16 protein-coding genes are annotated in these 14,603 nt (G+C 68.2%); 6 read left to right on the forward strand and 10 right to left on the reverse strand.

What is annotated here, in order from left to right:
• Together CLU95_RS07355 and CLU95_RS07360 are read right to left on the reverse strand one after the other, a co-directional pair.
• Positions 1 to 1,353 carry a sensor histidine kinase gene (locus CLU95_RS07355; protein ID WP_099797155.1) on the reverse strand — a complete coding sequence of 451 codons (1,353 nt, stop codon included), beginning with the start codon at positions 1,351 to 1,353 and terminating at the stop codon, positions 1 to 3.
• Positions 1,350 to 2,030 carry a response regulator gene (locus tag CLU95_RS07360; RefSeq protein WP_099791809.1) on the reverse strand — a complete coding sequence of 227 codons (681 nt, stop codon included), beginning with the start codon at positions 2,028 to 2,030 and terminating at the stop codon, positions 1,350 to 1,352. Before CLU95_RS07360 ends, CLU95_RS07355 begins: the two co-directional genes overlap by 4 nt.
• Positions 2,031 to 2,154: 124 nt before the next feature.
• Here CLU95_RS07360 and CLU95_RS07365 point away from each other — a divergent pair, with 124 nt between their 5' ends.
• Positions 2,155 to 2,844, forward strand: a complete 690-nt coding sequence (locus CLU95_RS07365; RefSeq protein ID WP_257214552.1) for a phosphatase PAP2 family protein — start codon at positions 2,155 to 2,157, stop codon at positions 2,842 to 2,844.
• Positions 2,845 to 2,854: 10 nt separating this feature from the next.
• Here the strand turns inward: CLU95_RS07365 and lpxO are convergent, their stop codons facing one another.
• From lpxO to CLU95_RS07380, 3 genes are all read right to left on the reverse strand, one after another.
• Positions 2,855 to 3,751, reverse strand: coding sequence for a lipid A hydroxylase LpxO (gene lpxO / locus CLU95_RS07370; protein WP_099791811.1), 897 nt, complete (start codon positions 3,749 to 3,751; stop codon positions 2,855 to 2,857).
• A gap of 93 nt (positions 3,752 to 3,844) precedes the next feature.
• A complete protein-coding gene (locus CLU95_RS07375; RefSeq protein WP_099791813.1) occupies positions 3,845 to 5,284 on the reverse strand; it encodes a sensor histidine kinase in 1,440 nt (479 codons plus the stop codon).
• Positions 5,281 to 5,964: a response regulator gene (locus CLU95_RS07380; RefSeq protein WP_099791815.1), complete on the reverse strand. Its 684-nt coding sequence runs from the start codon at positions 5,962 to 5,964 to the stop codon at positions 5,281 to 5,283. Before CLU95_RS07380 ends, CLU95_RS07375 begins: the two co-directional genes overlap by 4 nt.
• Positions 5,965 to 6,078: 114 nt before the next feature.
• On the opposite strand from CLU95_RS07380, the gene CLU95_RS07385 reads away from it, so the two are divergent.
• Positions 6,079 to 7,278: an alpha/beta hydrolase gene (locus CLU95_RS07385; protein ID WP_099791817.1), complete on the forward strand. Its 1,200-nt coding sequence runs from the start codon at positions 6,079 to 6,081 to the stop codon at positions 7,276 to 7,278.
• Positions 7,279 to 7,285: 7 nt separating this feature from the next.
• Here CLU95_RS07385 and CLU95_RS07390 read toward each other — a convergent pair whose 3' ends face one another.
• On the reverse strand, positions 7,286 to 8,164 hold the full coding sequence (locus CLU95_RS07390; RefSeq protein ID WP_099791819.1) for an NAD(P)-dependent oxidoreductase: 879 nt from the start codon (positions 8,162 to 8,164) through the stop codon (positions 7,286 to 7,288).
• A gap of 123 nt (positions 8,165 to 8,287) precedes the next feature.
• Between CLU95_RS07390 and CLU95_RS07395 the strand changes: the two genes are divergently transcribed.
• A complete protein-coding gene (locus CLU95_RS07395) occupies positions 8,288 to 8,641 on the forward strand; it encodes a winged helix-turn-helix transcriptional regulator (RefSeq protein ID WP_099791821.1) in 354 nt (117 codons plus the stop codon).
• Between the two features lie 16 nt (positions 8,642 to 8,657).
• Here the strand turns inward: CLU95_RS07395 and CLU95_RS07400 are convergent, their stop codons facing one another.
• From CLU95_RS07400 to CLU95_RS07410, 3 genes are read right to left on the reverse strand one after another with little or no spacing between them, the layout of a single operon-like run.
• On the reverse strand, positions 8,658 to 9,059 hold the full coding sequence (locus tag CLU95_RS07400; protein WP_099791823.1) for an OsmC family protein: 402 nt from the start codon (positions 9,057 to 9,059) through the stop codon (positions 8,658 to 8,660).
• Positions 9,060 to 9,090: 31 nt separating this feature from the next.
• The gene (locus tag CLU95_RS07405; RefSeq protein WP_099791825.1) at positions 9,091 to 9,570 is read right to left on the reverse strand and encodes a GNAT family N-acetyltransferase; all 480 of its coding nucleotides are present in this window, start codon (positions 9,568 to 9,570) and stop codon (positions 9,091 to 9,093) included.
• A complete protein-coding gene (locus CLU95_RS07410; protein ID WP_056578796.1) occupies positions 9,567 to 10,034 on the reverse strand; it encodes a winged helix-turn-helix transcriptional regulator in 468 nt (155 codons plus the stop codon). The genes CLU95_RS07405 and CLU95_RS07410 overlap by 4 nt, the downstream gene beginning before the upstream one ends.
• Before the next feature lie 128 nt (positions 10,035 to 10,162).
• Between CLU95_RS07410 and CLU95_RS07415 the strand changes: the two genes are divergently transcribed.
• Positions 10,163 to 11,464: a D-amino acid dehydrogenase gene (locus tag CLU95_RS07415; protein ID WP_099791827.1), complete on the forward strand. Its 1,302-nt coding sequence runs from the start codon at positions 10,163 to 10,165 to the stop codon at positions 11,462 to 11,464.
• Between the two features lie 151 nt (positions 11,465 to 11,615).
• On the opposite strand, the gene CLU95_RS07420 is transcribed toward CLU95_RS07415, so the two are convergent.
• Positions 11,616 to 12,692 (reverse strand): aromatic ring-hydroxylating dioxygenase subunit alpha, encoded by a 1,077-nt coding sequence (locus CLU95_RS07420; protein WP_099791829.1) that lies wholly within the window; start codon positions 12,690 to 12,692, stop codon positions 11,616 to 11,618.
• Positions 12,693 to 13,042: 350 nt separating this feature from the next.
• On the opposite strand from CLU95_RS07420, the gene CLU95_RS07425 reads away from it, so the two are divergent.
• Together CLU95_RS07425 and CLU95_RS07430 are read left to right on the forward strand one after the other, a co-directional pair.
• Positions 13,043 to 14,071, forward strand: coding sequence for an ABC transporter substrate-binding protein (locus tag CLU95_RS07425; RefSeq protein WP_099791831.1), 1,029 nt, complete (start codon positions 13,043 to 13,045; stop codon positions 14,069 to 14,071).
• Positions 14,068 to 14,595: a nucleoside deaminase gene (locus CLU95_RS07430; protein ID WP_099791833.1), complete on the forward strand. Its 528-nt coding sequence runs from the start codon at positions 14,068 to 14,070 to the stop codon at positions 14,593 to 14,595. The genes CLU95_RS07425 and CLU95_RS07430 overlap by 4 nt, the downstream gene beginning before the upstream one ends.
• The last annotated feature ends 8 nt before the right edge of the window (positions 14,596 to 14,603 follow it).

The following is a 14,603-nucleotide window of genomic DNA, read 5'->3' on the forward strand; positions in this document are numbered from 1 at the left end:
TCACGCGTCGAGGTTCATCAACTCGAGTCGCATCTTCGCGCCACCCGATTCGCTCGACCCGATGCTCAGCTGGCCGCGGTGCAGCCGCGCCACCTCGGCCACGAGATGCAGGCCCAGCCCCGCGCCGCGCCCGCGCGGCACGAGCCGGTGGAACGGCGCCACCACGCGCTCGCGGTCGGCTTCGGGAATGCCGGGACCCGAATCAAGCACCTCGATGCACGAGGGCTCGCACAGCCGCACCTGGATGTCGCAGCCCGGCCCGCCGTGCTCGATGGCGTTCTGGATCAGGTTGGTGAGCGCGCGTTCGAGCGAGGGCGCGTCGCCGCGCACGGTGAGCGGCTGCGGCGCATCGACCGAGAGCGTGCAGCGGCTGCGGATCGCCAGCGGCGCAATGTCGGCCGCCACGCGCTCGCAGAGCGACTTCAGCTCCACCTGCTGGTCCAGCGACAGGCCGTGGTCGAGGCGCTGCAGATCGAGCAGCTGCTCGGCCAGCGTGGCGAGCCGCGCCGAGGCCTGCATCAGCTTCATCTTCAGCGGATCGTTCGGCAAGCCTTCGAGATGGATCTGCAGCGTGGTGATCGGCGTGCGCAATTCATGCGCGGCATCGGCCAGAAAGCGCTCCTGCCGGTCGTAGCCTTCGTTGAGCCGGTCGAAGGCGCGGTTGACCGCATTCACCAACGGACGGATCTCGCTCGCCACATTCGCGAGCGGCAGGCGCGTGGTGCGCTCGTGCACGTCGATGCCCTCGGCGTGCTCCGCCGTGGCCACCACGCCCTTCAGGCCGCGCTTCACCACGAAGGGCGTCGCCAGGATCACGCCGAGGCAGGTCACGAGCGCCATCGGCGCCACCAGGAACAGGAAGGCGATGCCGGTGCCCTTGAGCGTGTTCTGCACGGTGAGCGGGCCGCCGGTCTGCGCCAGGACGGCCACCGGGCCCGCGCGCGATTCGACGCGCTCGAAGCGGGCCTTGGGTCGCGTGCCGTCGCTCTCGGGGTCGATGGCCATGCGGTCGGTGCCGTCGAGCGCATCGAGCAGCCGCAGGTAGGCGGGCGGCACCTCGCCGTGACGCAGTTGGGCGCCGCTCGGGTCGCGCACGATGAACCAGAACTGCGGATCGGCCTTCTGCAGCCGCTCCAGCGCGCTCGTGGGCTCGGCCACCAGGTGGCCAGCGGCGTCGCGTGTCAGGGCGCGCTGGATCGATGCCACGGTCTCCTGGCCGTTCTCGTCGACCACGCGGCCCAGCGCCCAGGCCAGGCCGAGGAAGCCGCCCATCACCAGCAGGCCGACCACCACCTGCAGGAAGATGAGGCTCCAGATCAGCCGCCAACGCAGCGAAAGCAGACTGAAGCTCATGCCAACGTCGGCGCGCACATGAGGTAGCCCACGCCGCGGATCGCATGGATCTCGACCTGCGCGCCGGCCTTGTCGAGCTTGGAGCGCAAGCGCGAGACGTGCGTGTCGAGCGCGTTCGACTGGATGTCGTCCTTGTGGCCGTACACGCGGTCTTGCAGCGCCTCGCGCAGCACGGTGCGGCCGCGGTGTTCGAGCAGCGTCTCGAGCACGAGCAGTTCGCGCCGCGGCAGCGTGAGGCAGGCCTCGCCCACATGGGCCTGGCGCGTGTGGTGGTCGAAGCGCAGCTGGCCGAGCGTCATGATGAAGTTGGCGCGCACCGCGGGGCGGCGTGCCAGTGCACGCACGCGCGCCAGCAGTTCGTCCATCGAGAAGGGCTTGGCCAGGTAGTCGTCGGCGCCGCCGTCCAGGCTCAGCACGCGCTCGGCCACATCGGTCATGGCGGTGAGCACGAGCACGGCGCAGGCGATGTGGTTCTGCGCGAGGAACGCGACGAGCGAGAGGCCGTCACCGTCGGGCAGGCCGCGGTCGAGCACGACCACGTCGTAGGGCGCACCGAGCGCGGCCTCCTCGGCCGCGCGCAGCGAGCTCGCCACATCGACCACCGCCTGGTTCTGGCGCAGCGCCGACGCCAGCGCCTGCGCCAGGTCGGCTTCGTCTTCGACAAGCAGGATTCTCATTTGGGGGGATCGACAAGGGACGGGACAGGCGGATGATTCTAGAGAGCCCCCATTTGAGGTAACGCAATGTTCACGCAATGCAGGTGCCTACGCTGTGGTGCTTTCCTCTCCTGAAAGCGCATCGGTGACGCCCTCCCGCCCGAACCCCGCCGCCCTCCCCGTCACGCCCTGGCACCTGGCGCTGGGGCAGCGGTTCGCCACGCTGTGGGTGGTGAAGATGATCGGCACCACGCTCGGCATCTCGGGCTTCTTCGTCCTGTACTTCTGGGTGATGCACCACCCACCCTCGGTGCCGACGGTGATGCCGCTCACGGCCATCGACCACTGGGTGGGGGTGAGCGACGACGCGATGCTGCTGTACAGCTCGCTGTGGTTCTACATCTCGCTCGCACCGGCCTTCACCCAGAACAAGGCCGAGCTGTGGGCCTGTGCGCGCGGGGCCGCGCTCATGGCGGCCCTCGGGCTGGCGGTGTTCTGGTGCTTTCCGACGGTGGTGCCGAGCTTCGCCATCGACTGGTCGCAGTACCCGGCGCTGCAGTTCCTCAAGAGCGCCGATGCGGGCGGCAATGCCTTCCCGTCGCTGCATGTGGCTTTTGCCGTGTTCGCGGCCGTGTGGCTCGGCCGCCAGCTGCGCAGCGTGCAGGCGCCCGCGTGGACGCAGTGGGTGAACCTGCTGTGGGCTGCGGGGATTGTCTATTCGACGCTGGCCACGCGCCAGCACGTGCTGCTCGACGTGCTCGGCGGTGTGCTGCTGGCGGGGTTGGTGTGCTGGCGCCGCGCGCCGCGCGCCCGGCTGGTGCTGGCCGAGGCGTGAGCGCCGTCGGTTACCAGAAAATCCAGAGGGCGAGGCCGCCGAAGATCGTCCACTTCACTAGGTAGTACGCGCGCTTGTCCCAGGCCTTCAGGCGCTTGCCGACCACGCGGATCTGGTAGATGTACTTGAAGGCGCGGTTCAGGCCGCCCGTCTTGTCGCCCGCGTCGTTGGGCGAGGCAGCAGCGGCCAGCAGGTTCTTCGCGAACCAGCGGTTCACGGCGCTGGCCCAGCGGTACTTCAGCGGGCGCTCGATGTCGCAGAACAGGATCACGCGGTCGTGGTCGGTGGTGTTCTCGGCGTAGTGGATGTAGGTTTCGTCGAACACCACGGCCTCGCCGTCGCGCCAGTGGTAGCGCTGGCCGTCCACGTCGATGTAGCAGCCCTCGACGCCCGGCGTCCACAGGCCCAGGTGATAACGCAGCGAACCCGCAAACGGGTCGCGGTGGCGCACGAGGCGGCTGCCCGGGGGCAGCTCGGCGAACATCGCGGCCTTGATGGTGCCGATGCCTTTGAGCAGTTCGGTGGTGCGCGGGCACAGCACGGCGGCCGAGGGGTGCGCCTCGTCGTACCACTTCAGGTAGAAGCGCTTCCAGCCGCTCTTGAAGAAGGAGTTGAAGCCCACGTCGTTGAACTGGCTCGAGGCCTTGATGCTGCCGCCGTTGCGCATGGCGAGCGCTTCTTCGCGGATGACTTCCCAGTTTTCCTCGAGGATGCGCATCTCGGGGAACTCGGCAGGCGACAGGTACGGCGTACCGGGCACCTTCGAGAAAAGGTACATGAAGACGTTCAGCGGCGCCAGGAAGGTCGAGTGATCAGAGAGCTGTCTGAAGAACCTGTGCCGGACCTGGCCACGGAAGTGAACGTAGAGTGCGCTGAGCACGAAGATGGCAAGAATGACCCACTTCATTGGTGAAAGTGTCCTGTAGACGAGCGCCGGGGGAGCTGGCTAGTGTAATTCCTCGCCCTGAAACGAGCCTGACCGGGGCCTTTCCCCGGGGGCTCAGGTGGTGCAGACAAGCAAAGGCTGCGGCACGTCGGCCTGCGCCAGCGGCAGCCGCACCCTGGCCCGCAAGCCCCCGCCCAGGGCCTCGTCGAGCACGACGCTGCCGCCGTGCCGGTCGACCACCGACTTGACGATGGCCAGGCCCAGCCCGCTGCCGCTTTGCGTCTGGTCGGGGTTGCGGAAGAAGCGGTCGAACACGCGCTCGCGCAGCGCGGGCGGAATGCCCGGCCCGGTGTCGGCCACGGTCAGCAGCGCCTGGGCGCCGTCGCGCGCCACATGCACCGTCACGGTGGCGCCGCAGGGGCTGTACTTGATCGCGTTGTCGATCAGGTTGTCGATCATCGAGACCAGGCTCTCGCGCTCGCCGAGCACGGGCACCGGCGCGGCGTCGTCGCACATCAGTTCGAGCTCCACGCCGCGCGCACGCGCCAGGCCCTCGATCATGGCCAGCCGGTCCTGCACCAGGCCGTCGAGCGACATCATCACCGGCAGCGCGTTGGTGGAAACGGCGTCGCTGCGCATGAGCTGCAGCAGCTGCCCCACCAGCCGGGCCGCCCGGTCGTTGCTGCGCAGCAGGTTGGCCATGAGTTCGCGCTGGCCCTCGTCGGTGCTCTGCTCTTTCAGCGCCTCGACGTTCACGCGCATGGCCGCCAGCGGCGTGCGCAGCTCGTGCGCGGCGTCGGCGATCAGGCTGCGCTCGCGCGTGGTGCTGTCCTGCACCCGCACCAGCAGGCTGTTGATGCTCTGCACCAGCGGCTTGAGCTCCTTGTGCGGCGGCATGTACGACAACGGCGTCAGGTCGTCGGGACCGCGCTCGGCGGTTTCGCGGCTCACCTGGCGCCACGGGCGCAGCGCCAGCCGCACCGACAGCCAGGCGGGAAAAATGAGGAACGGCAGGCTGATCACCAGCGGCAGCAGGTAGTAGCCGCGCGACAGCACGGTGACGGCCAGCCGCCACACGCTGGGCTCGGCCAGCACCACGCGGATGTCGCCGACGGGCGAGACCACCGTGCGCGCACGCCACTCGCGACCGCCCGCGACCAGCATCTCGTTGCGATCAGGCACGGAGTTCAGCAGCACAGGCACACCGGCGCGCGAGTTGTAGATCAGCTTGCCGTGCTGCCACACCTGCATGACCCCCAAGGCGTCCTTGGAATCGTCGCCGTCGCTGAACGCTTCGATCAGCGCGGCATCGAGGGCCTCGAGCGCTTGCCGCTGCTGCTCGGGACGGTCCGGCATGTTCTCCACGATGACAATTGCCGCCCGGAAGACCTCGGCGAACCTGAGCAACCCGGGATCTTTGTACGAGTCGTACAGCAGCAGCCCCACGGCCGAGGTCCACAGCAGCGCGACCACGGCCATCTGCGCCACCAGCAGGCGGCGCATCAGGGACGGCTGGTTCCAGTTCTTCCAGCCCCGCGCCAGCCGGCGCATCATTTCGATGGGCTCCGCACCAGCGATTGCGTGTCGATCACGTAGCCGATGCCGCGCACCGTGCGGATGTAGCCCTGCCCGATCTTCTTGCGCAGGTTGGAGATGTGCACCTCGAGCGAGTTGCTGCCGTTGGCCTGGCCGCCGGGCAGCACCTGCTCTTCCATCACGCGGCGCGTGACCACGCGGCCGGTGCGCTTGAGCAGCAGCGCGAGCAGGTCGAACTCGCAGCGCGACAGCTCGACCGGCTCGCCGTCGACGATCACGCCGCGCGTGGGCTCGTGCAGCGCCAGGCCGCGCATGCGGATGGTCTCGTCGTTGAAGCCGTAGCTGCGGCGCGCCAGGGCCCGCACGCGCGACAGCAACTCGGCCAGCGCAAAGGGCTTCACGAGGTAGTCGTCGGCGCCGTCGTCCAGGCTGCGCAGGCGGTCGTTGAGCGCGTCGCGCGCACTCAGCACCAGCACCGGCAAGATCTGGCGGGTGCGGCGCAGGCGGAACAACAGGTCGAGCCCGTCGCCGTCGGGCAGGCCCAGGTCGAGCAGCACCATGTCGAAGGCGCCGTTGTCCAGGGTGCGCAAGGCGTCGTCGAGCCTGCGGACCCACACCACATCCATGCCCTGGTTGGCGAGCGCAATGCGCACGCCGTTTCCAAGATCAAGATCGTCCTCAACAAGCAAAAGATTCATGGGGGGATTCCAAGCGAACAAGCCCGGTTCCGGGAAGTGGCCGAAGTATCTGCCACACGCCGTCGCCCCGCTTCAGGAAGCCTTCATGAAGGCTGCAGGGCTTCTTCAGGTGGCATGCCCACACTGCAAGGCTTCTACTTTCTTCTTCATGCCTGGAGCATCGACGTGTCTCGCCCCTCACCTTCCACGGCTCGCCCCCACTGGGCGAACCCGCTTCACTTCCAGCGCCGCGACCTGCTGCGCGCCGTGCTCTTCGGCAGCGCGGCCGGGCTGGCGGCCTGCGGCGGCGGAGGCGACAACGTCGGCACCGCGCCCGCCCCCATCGGCAACGACAAACCCGTGGCAGCCACCGACCGCCGCGTGAAGGTGTCGACCACACCCGAGGTCTCGCTGCAGGTGCGCGACTGGCAGCGCCCCGGCGGCCCCGACGCCTCGGGCCCCGTGATCGTGCTGCTGGCCGGGCTCGGCGGCAACGCACGCTGCTTCGACAGCCTGGCGCCCGCGCTCGTCACGGCCGGCGCCGCCTCGCGCGTGGTCGCGGTCAGCCGGCGCGGCTACGGCCTCTCGGACAAGCCGCTGCCGGTGGCCAACGCCACGCAGCACTACGAGGTCGACACGCTGGTCGACGACCTGGCCGCACTGTGCGACGCGCTCGGCCTCACGCGCGTGGTGCTCGGCGGCCATTCGATCGCGGGCAACGAGCTGACGCGTTTTGCGAGCCGCTTCCCCGACCATGTGCGCGGCCTCGTGTACCTCGATACCACCTTCGACTACACGAAGGACGCCGACACCGGCGGCGAAGACCCGCCGATGAACCGCCAGCTCGACGAGCCCGCGCCCACGCCCGACGACGGCCGCTCGATGAAGGCAGCCATCGCCTACCTGCGGCGCAAGTCGAAGAACTGGTGGCCGGCACTCGAAGCCAACCTGCACGACGCGCTCGACGAGCAGGCCGACGGCAGCGTGCGCCCGAACACGCCCGACGCCGTGGAAACCGCGATGGACACCGCAGCCCACCGCTTCTCGCCCGACTACCGGCCGGTGCGCGCCCCGGCGCTGGTGGTGACCGCGCTGCCGCTCGACCAGCGCGACCTGTTCCCCTGGCTCGAACGCCCGTTGGATGCGCAGACCGGCAAGGACGCCGCCGACTTCCTGCGCATCTTCCGCCGCGTGCGCCGCGCCGACGCCGACCGCCTCGTGGCCGCGCTGGACACGCCGCACCGGCTCACGCTGGACCACTGCAACCACACCGACTTCTTCATCGAACGCGAGACCGAGGTGGTGCGCGCGATCCAGTCGATGCGGTGGGCTTGATCTTTCCTTACTGCCGCAGCAGCTTGATCAGCGCCGCGAGCTCCTCGCCGCCAAGCCCCGCCGCATCGGCGCGCCGGAACAGGCCTGCGGCGAAGGTCGGGAACTCGGTGTTGATGCCGGCCTCTTGCGCGGTCTGCAGGATGCGCTGCGTGGCCTCGACCGAAATGCGCATCGGGCTCTGCGTGATCGTGAAGTCGCCCGACTGGATGACCGCGCCCTCATGCTGAAGAAAGCCCGCGAAGGTCGGCATGATGCCCGCCACGATGCGACCGAACTCGGCCACGTCGAAGCCTTCGTGCTCGGCGATGCGCGCGCCGTGCAGGAAGCCGAGCATGGTGCCGTAGATGCTGGAGAGCGTGGCGAGGTCCATGGCCGCGGCCGCGCTGGCCTTCTCGCCCAGGTAGACGATGCCGCCGGCCAGCACCTTCAGGAAGGGCTCGGCCTCGGCGAACACGGTCTGCGCACCCGACACGAGCAGCGGCGTGTCGGGCCGCCCCAGCTGGTCCGGCGCGGCCTGGATCGCGCCTTCGAGGTACGCGGCGCCGTGGCGGTGCGCCCAGGCTTCGGCCTCGCGCGCATCTTTCGGGCTGCCGGTGGTGAGCTGCACGAGCAGGCGGCCGTCCATGGCGGCGGCCACGCCGTCCATCGCAAAGATCGCGTCGGCGGCGCGGTAGTCGTACACGCACATCACGGCCATGCGGCTCGCGCGCAATGCCTCGGCCGCGCTGCGCGCCAGCACGGCGCCGCGGGCGACCAGCGCGTCGGCCTTGTCGGCCGAGCGGTTCCACAGCGTGACCTTGTAGCCCTGGTCGAGAAAGAGCCGCGCGATGACGACGCCCATCGCGCCCAGGCCCAGAACCGAAACTTCCTTGTTGGTGTTGCTCATGGCAATCCGATGCAGTGGTTGATGACGCCTGCATCGTAGGAATTACACTTCCATATGGTCAAGTACCTACAATAAAGTAAGGTACTTACCAAATCGGAAGTATTAAAACCAAAGGAGCAACGGATGGCAGCAAAGAAGCCCTACAACTGCGGCATCGGCCCCGCGTTCGAGGTCATCGGCGGCAAGTGGAAAGCCGTCATCCTGTGGGAGCTGCACCTGCAGCCCTACCGCTTCGGCGAGCTGAAGCGGCTGCTGCCCGAGGTCAGCGAGAAGATGCTGATCCAGCAGCTGCGCGAGATGGAAACCGACGGCCTCGTGCACCGCGAGGTCTTCCACGAAGTGCCGCCGCGCGTCGAGTATTCCGAGACGAAACTCGGCGCCACGCTCAATGCGGCCCTCGGGCCGCTGGCCGATTGGGGCGACCGCTATGCCAAGCGCGTGGCGGCGGCGCGCAAGCTGGCCGAAGCGGCGAAGTAGAGAAGAGGCCGCAGCCTCAGTCCGCCCAGCCGGTTTCGATTTCCGTTTTGACCTCGGTCATGAGCTTGTGGATCGGGCACTTGCCGGCCACGCGCAGCAGCTCCTCGCGCTGCGCCTCCGTCAGGTCGCCGGTCAGGCGCAGGCCCGACTTCAGGCGGTAGATGCCCTTGCGTTCCTCGCTGTCGTCGCGGTCGACCACGACCTCGATGTCTTCCACCGGAATGCCCTTGCGGCGCGCGTAGAGCAGCACCGTGAGCGCCTTGCAGGCCGCCAGCGACGCGTCGTACAGGTCGTGCGGTTCGGCGCCGCCGTCGCTGCCGCCGCCCGCGGGCGAGGCATCGACCGGGATCTCGTGGTTGCGGATCTTGAGGATGTGGCGCGTGCCGGTGGTGCCGTCGCGGCGGATCGAGAGGGTCATGCCGATGTCCTTGAAGGGGTGAAGAGAAAGCTCAGGCCAAGTCTTTCACATAGAGGATGGTCGTGAATCCGCTGTGCCATTCGAGATCCGGGTAGCGCCCGGCCTCGCGGTAGCCGAGCGCGCGGTACAGGCCCTGGCTCTGCGTGTTGAAGGTGTCGGTTTCGAGCCGCGCGAGCGCCACGCCGTCGGCGCGCATGCCGGCTTCGGCAAAGGCCATGAGCGCGCGGGCGATGCCCTTGCGCTGGTGCGCGGCGGGCACGTGCAGGGCCTGCACGAAGTCGTGTTCCCAGTGCACCATGCCGACCACTTCGCCCTCGAGTTCCGCCACGAAGAAGGCCGGGCCGCTCTCGTCGATGTAGCCCACGGGCTCGCCGCTGTCGGCATAGGCCTTCGCGGCCTCGGGCGTGAGCTGCGGCAGCCAGGTGCTGGCGAAGGTGTCCTCGAGGATGGCCTTCACCGCGTCGAAGTCGGCGAGGCACCAGGGCCGGATGTCGATGGCCGCCCCGCTCACCGGTCCACCGCCAGCATCAGCGTTTCCTTGATCTCTTCCATCACCACGTAGCTGTGCGACTCGGCCGCCACCGGCAGCTTCTTCAGGATGTCGCCCAGCAGGTGTCGGTACTCGCTCATGCCGCTCAGGCGCGCCTTCACGAGGTAGTCGAAGCTGCCCGACACCAGGTGGCACTCGAGCACCTCGGGCATGTGCAGCAGCTCCTGCTTCACCTTGTCGAACACGTCGCCCGACTTGGCCGAGAGCTTGATCTCCACGAACACCAGCAAGGTCTTGCCCAGCGCCTCGGGCGACACGTGCGCGTGGTAGCCGGTGATGACGCCGTCGCGCTCCATGCGCTTCACGCGCTCGGCGCAGGGCGAGGCCGACAGGCCGATGCGCTCGGCCAGTTCGGTCATGGCAATGCGGCCCTGGCGCTGCAGCAGGTCGAGGATCTTGCGGTCGATTCGGTCGAGTTCGGGCATTTCACTCCGCGCGGGGCCTTGGATGGTTTTCGGCAGCGATTTTCACCGCCAAACGCCTAAAAACAATGGAATCCACTTCATTGTGCACTTTAGATTCACATCATTCCACTCAGATACGCGAATACACCATGAAAGTCATCGTTCTCGGCGGCGGCGTGATCGGCACCACCACGGCGTACTACCTCGCGCGCTCCGGCGCCGAGGTCACCTTGCTCGATCGTCAGGCCGGCGCGGCCGAGGAAACGAGCTTCGGCAACGCCGGCCAAGTGTCGCCCGGCTACTCGACGCCGTGGGCCGCGCCCGGCATTCCGCTGAAGGCGATCAAGTGGATGTTCCAGAAGCACGCGCCGCTGTCGATCCGCCCCGACGGCACGCTGTTCCAGCTGCGCTGGATGGCCGCCATGCTGCGCAACTGCTCGCCGGAGCGCTACGCGGTCAACAAGGAACGCATGATGCGCGTGGCCGAATACAGCCGCGGCTGCCTGCAGCAGCTGCGCGCCGACACCGGCCTGCAGTACGAGCACCGCACCGGCGGCACGCTCCAACTGTTCCGCACGCAGGCGCAGCTCGACGCGGTGCAGCGCGACATCGCCGTGCTCGAGGAATGCGGCGTGCCTTACGAACTGCTCGACCGCGATGCCCTGGCGCGCGTCGAGCCCGGCCTGGCCGGTGCGCGCGACCGCCTCACGGGTGGCCTGCGCCTGCCCAACGACGAGACCGGCGACTGCCACCTCTTCACGCGCGGCCTCGCAGAGATCGCACGCGGCCTGGGCGTGGACTTCCGCTTCGGCCAGACCATCGACGGCCTCGAAACCGACGGCGGCCGCATCACCGGCGTGCGCACCCGCGCCGGCAAGATCCTCACGGCCGACCGCTACGTGATGGCCTTCGGCAGCTACTCGCGCGCCGCCATCGCCTCGCTGGGCCTGGACATCCCCGTGTACCCGGTCAAGGGCTACTCGCTCACCGTGCCGCTGCTCGACGAATCGCTCGCACCGCAATCGACCGTGCTCGACGAAACCTACAAGGTGGCCGTCACGCGCTTCGACAACCGCATCCGCGTGGGCGGCATGGCCGAGCTCGGCGGCTTCGACCTGCGCCTGAACCCGGCGCGCCGCGCCACGCTCGAGAAGGTCGTGAGCGACCTGTTCCCGGGCGGCGACCTGCCGAACGCCAGCTTCTGGACCGGTCTGCGCCCGATGACGCCCGACAGCACGCCCATCGTCGGCGCCACGCGTTACCCCAACCTGTTCCTGAACACGGGCCACGGCACGCTGGGCTGGACCATGGCCTGCGGTTCGGGCAAGCTGATTTCCGACCTGGTGACGGGTCAGCGGCCGGAGATTCGCACCGACGGGTTGGCGATGGACCGCTATGCGCAAGGGCCGTCGCGTTCGGCTCGACCGAATCCGACGACTGCGCCTGCCTGAGGCCTTGCGTTCGCTCTTGTTCGGGGCGTGTGCACAGGACACCGGGTACTCCCCTCCGCGAATGTCCCCCGCTTCGCTCCTCCTTGATTTCGCTGCGGGGAGTACGCCGTCGGCGTGATCGCCGCCCCGAACAACTACGCCGAAGACGAGCTCAAGCAGCCTTCGCAATCGGAACAATCGTCATCCCGCGATAGACCTCCGCCTCCCCATGCCTGGCCAGCAGCTGCATCAGGTGCTTGCGAATCAGCATCCCCGGCCGGTCGGACTCCATTGAATACTCCACGCCGCGCCGTCGCGTGTCGACCAGCGCATCCGGATCGGTCGATTCGAGGATGTCCTTGTCCTCGCGCGTGATCTCCGCGTCGAAGTCGATCAGCATCTGCGCCGCGCAGTCGGCCTCGGTGTCGTTGCGGAACAGCCATTGGCACAGCTGCATGCGCCCGTCGTCGATGGGCGTGAAGCAGTTGATGATGATGTGGCGGATGCCGCTCGGGTACTCGATGTCGAGCCGGCGCGCGAACGGCAGGAAGTAGGCGTTGCGCATGTGGCGCGTGGTGATCGCGTCGGTCACGCCGCTGATCGCATGGAACTTCACCGGGTTGGTCGCTTCGATCACCGTCTCGGCGTAGAAGCCCGACTCGTTTTCCACCAGCTCGTACTTGCTCGGCTTCGGGCTCGCGGCCACGCCGAAGGTGGCGCGGTGCACGAAACTGAAGTGCGAGTTGTCGAACGAATTTTCGAGCGCGCGCATCGGGCTGGTCTGCCACTCCTCGTAGAACTGGAAAATCGTGCGGTAGCCCGGGTCTTCGAACTCGGGAAGGGCCGGAATGTCGGCGATGGGCTCCTCCAGCGCCACCCAGGCATAGCCGTAGCGCGCGGTGCAGTGGTAGGCCGTGGTCTTGTACTCGGGCGAGATCTTGCGGTCGGGCTCGTACTGCGGGATGCGCACCACCTGGCCGCTGCGGTCGTAGGTCCAGCCGTGGTAGCCGCACTGGATCGCGCCTTGTCCGCAGGCCTTGCCTTCGCCGTCCACGCACCAGCCCTTCGAGAGCTTGGCGGTGCGGTGGCAGCAGCGGTCGCGCAGGGCAGCCGGCTGGCCGTCGGCGTCGAGGAACAGAACGATGTCTTCGCCCAGCAGCCGGAAAGGCTTGGGGCCATGGGCCAGTTCGGTGAGCGGCATGACGGCATGCCAGAACTTGCGGAAGACGGGTTGTTGGGTGACGAGCATGGGCGAACTCCTTCGTTGTTGCGTGGGGGGACGAACGTGAAAGAGCAATTTCCTGCTTCGTCGGCACGCCTGATGACAAGGCATGCGCGAGGCTGAACGCTTCTACTCTGCGCCAACCGACTTGCAATTAGCGCGCCCGGATTGTGACGCGCCCCGACCGCGCCTCCAAGCACCGTGCCGCGATGCCCGAGCGCCGCACCCTGGCATGCCTCATGCAAGACAGCCCACAAGAGTAGAAGCGTTCAGCAGCGCACGCACCATCCCCGTGCGCCCGCCCGGAAATTGCTCTTGAGGCGCCTCCCGCCCTGGTGGGAGGCATCCGTCAAGACCACCGACTCCGAGGCCCCACCATGCAACGCCGATCCTTTCTTGCCGCAGCTGCAACCACCCTCGCCGCCCCTGCCGTGTTCGCGCAGGGCGGCAAGCTCACCCCGCTCAAGTTCACGCTCGACTTCCGCATCAACGGCCAGACCGCGCCCTTCTTCCTGGCACAGGCCAAGGGCTACTACCGCGACGAAGGGCTGGACGTGACGATCGACACCGGCGCCGGCTCGGTCGCGTCGATCACGCGCATCGCGAGCGGCGTGTACCAGCTGGGCCTGGGCGACATCAGCTCGCTGGTCGAGTTCAATGCACAGAACCCGGGCACGCCGGTGGTGCAGGCCGTGTACCAGTACTACAACCGTGCACCGTTCGTGATCATCGGCCGCAAGGACCGCGGCGTGACCGGCGACTTCAAGAGCCTCACGGGCAAGAAGGTGGCCGCCGCCGCCGTCGAGTCCACGCGCCGCGCCTGGCCGATGGTCGCGCGCAAGCAGGGCATGCGCGGCGATGCCTTCCAGTGGCAGACCACCGACTTCAGCGCGCGCGACAACGTGATGGTGCGCGGCGACGTCGACGCCGCCACCTACTTCCACGACTCGGCCGTCTCGCTCTTCGCGCGCATGAAGGCCGACGAGCTCTCGGTGCTCAAGTATTCGGACGCGGGCGTCAACCTGTACGGCAACGCGATCCTCGCGAGCAACAACCTGATCGCGCAGAACCCGAAGGTGGTGGCGGCCTTCTTGCGCGCGACCAACCGCGCCATCGTCGAGACCTTTGCCAACCCCGCACCCAGCATCGCGGCCATGCGCCAGCGCGAACCGATCCTCGACGAGAAGGTCGAACTCGAACGCTGGAGCCTCACGGCGCAGTACGTGGGTGCGGCGGACACGCGCAGCCATGGGCTGGGCGACATCCGCAAGCTCACGCTCGAACAGCAGGTCGACGAGGTGGCCGACACCTTCGGCCTCAAGATGCGGCCTTCGGCCGACGCCCTCTTCAACAGCTCGATGCTGCCGGCGCGCAGCGAGCGCCTTCTTCCCGCACCCAAGGCATGAACCTTCCTGAAAACCCCACGCCCGCCCTCCCCGAAGAAACCACGCTCGACGAACGCGACGGCCGCTACCTGCGCAAGGCCATCGTGTGGTCGCACGCCGCGCGCCGGCGCGGCAACCGGCCCTTCGGCTCGGTCATCGTCTCGGCCGCCGGCGAAGTGCTGGCCGAGGCCGCCAACAGCAACGCCGAAACCGGCGACTGCACCGCACACGCCGAGGTGAACGCGCTGCGCGCACTGGCCGGCCGCGGCCTCTCTCGCGAAGAGCTGGCCGGCGCCACGCTCTACGCCTCGGGCGAGCCCTGCGTGATGTGTGCGGGCGCAATCTTCTGGTCGAACATCGGCCGCGTGGTCTTCGGCATCGACGCACAGCGGCTGCGCGTGTTCCGCGGCGAGCGGCAGGACCAGCGCGACGCGGAGCTGTCGTGCCGCGACGTGTTCCGTGCGTCGCCGCATGCTATCGAGTGCATCGGGCCGGCGCTCATCGATGAAGCGTCCGCTGCGCACGACGGCGCGTGGAAGACCTGACTAGACTC

Origin of the sequence: Variovorax sp. 54, from assembly GCF_002754375.1 — a bacterium.
In the GTDB taxonomy this organism is placed as follows: domain Bacteria; phylum Pseudomonadota; class Gammaproteobacteria; order Burkholderiales; family Burkholderiaceae_C; genus Variovorax.

Bases quoted from the DNA above. Each gene is read 5' to 3' on its own strand.
- CLU95_RS07395 (WP_099791821.1), top strand. From the start codon at position 8,288: ATGGCAGCAAAGAAGCCCTACAACTGCGGCATCGGCCCCGCGTTCGAG.
- CLU95_RS07400 (WP_099791823.1), bottom strand. From the start codon at position 9,059: ATGACCCTCTCGATCCGCCGCGACGGCACCACCGGCACGCGCCACATC.
- CLU95_RS07390 (WP_099791819.1), bottom strand. From the start codon at position 8,164: ATGAGCAACACCAACAAGGAAGTTTCGGTTCTGGGCCTGGGCGCGATG.
- CLU95_RS07355 (WP_099797155.1), bottom strand. From the start codon at position 1,353: ATGAGCTTCAGTCTGCTTTCGCTGCGTTGGCGGCTGATCTGGAGCCTC.
- CLU95_RS07385 (WP_099791817.1), top strand. From the start codon at position 6,079: ATGCCCACACTGCAAGGCTTCTACTTTCTTCTTCATGCCTGGAGCATC.
- CLU95_RS07380 (WP_099791815.1), bottom strand. From the start codon at position 5,964: ATGAATCTTTTGCTTGTTGAGGACGATCTTGATCTTGGAAACGGCGTG.
- CLU95_RS07420 (WP_099791829.1), bottom strand. From the start codon at position 12,692: ATGCTCGTCACCCAACAACCCGTCTTCCGCAAGTTCTGGCATGCCGTC.
- CLU95_RS07360 (WP_099791809.1), bottom strand. From the start codon at position 2,030: ATGAGAATCCTGCTTGTCGAAGACGAAGCCGACCTGGCGCAGGCGCTG.
- CLU95_RS07430 (WP_099791833.1), top strand. From the start codon at position 14,068: ATGAACCTTCCTGAAAACCCCACGCCCGCCCTCCCCGAAGAAACCACG.
- CLU95_RS07375 (WP_099791813.1), bottom strand. From the start codon at position 5,284: ATGATGCGCCGGCTGGCGCGGGGCTGGAAGAACTGGAACCAGCCGTCC.
- CLU95_RS07410 (WP_056578796.1), bottom strand. From the start codon at position 10,034: ATGCCCGAACTCGACCGAATCGACCGCAAGATCCTCGACCTGCTGCAG.
- CLU95_RS07415 (WP_099791827.1), top strand. From the start codon at position 10,163: ATGAAAGTCATCGTTCTCGGCGGCGGCGTGATCGGCACCACCACGGCG.
- lpxO (WP_099791811.1), bottom strand. From the start codon at position 3,751: ATGAAGTGGGTCATTCTTGCCATCTTCGTGCTCAGCGCACTCTACGTT.
- CLU95_RS07425 (WP_099791831.1), top strand. From the start codon at position 13,043: ATGCAACGCCGATCCTTTCTTGCCGCAGCTGCAACCACCCTCGCCGCC.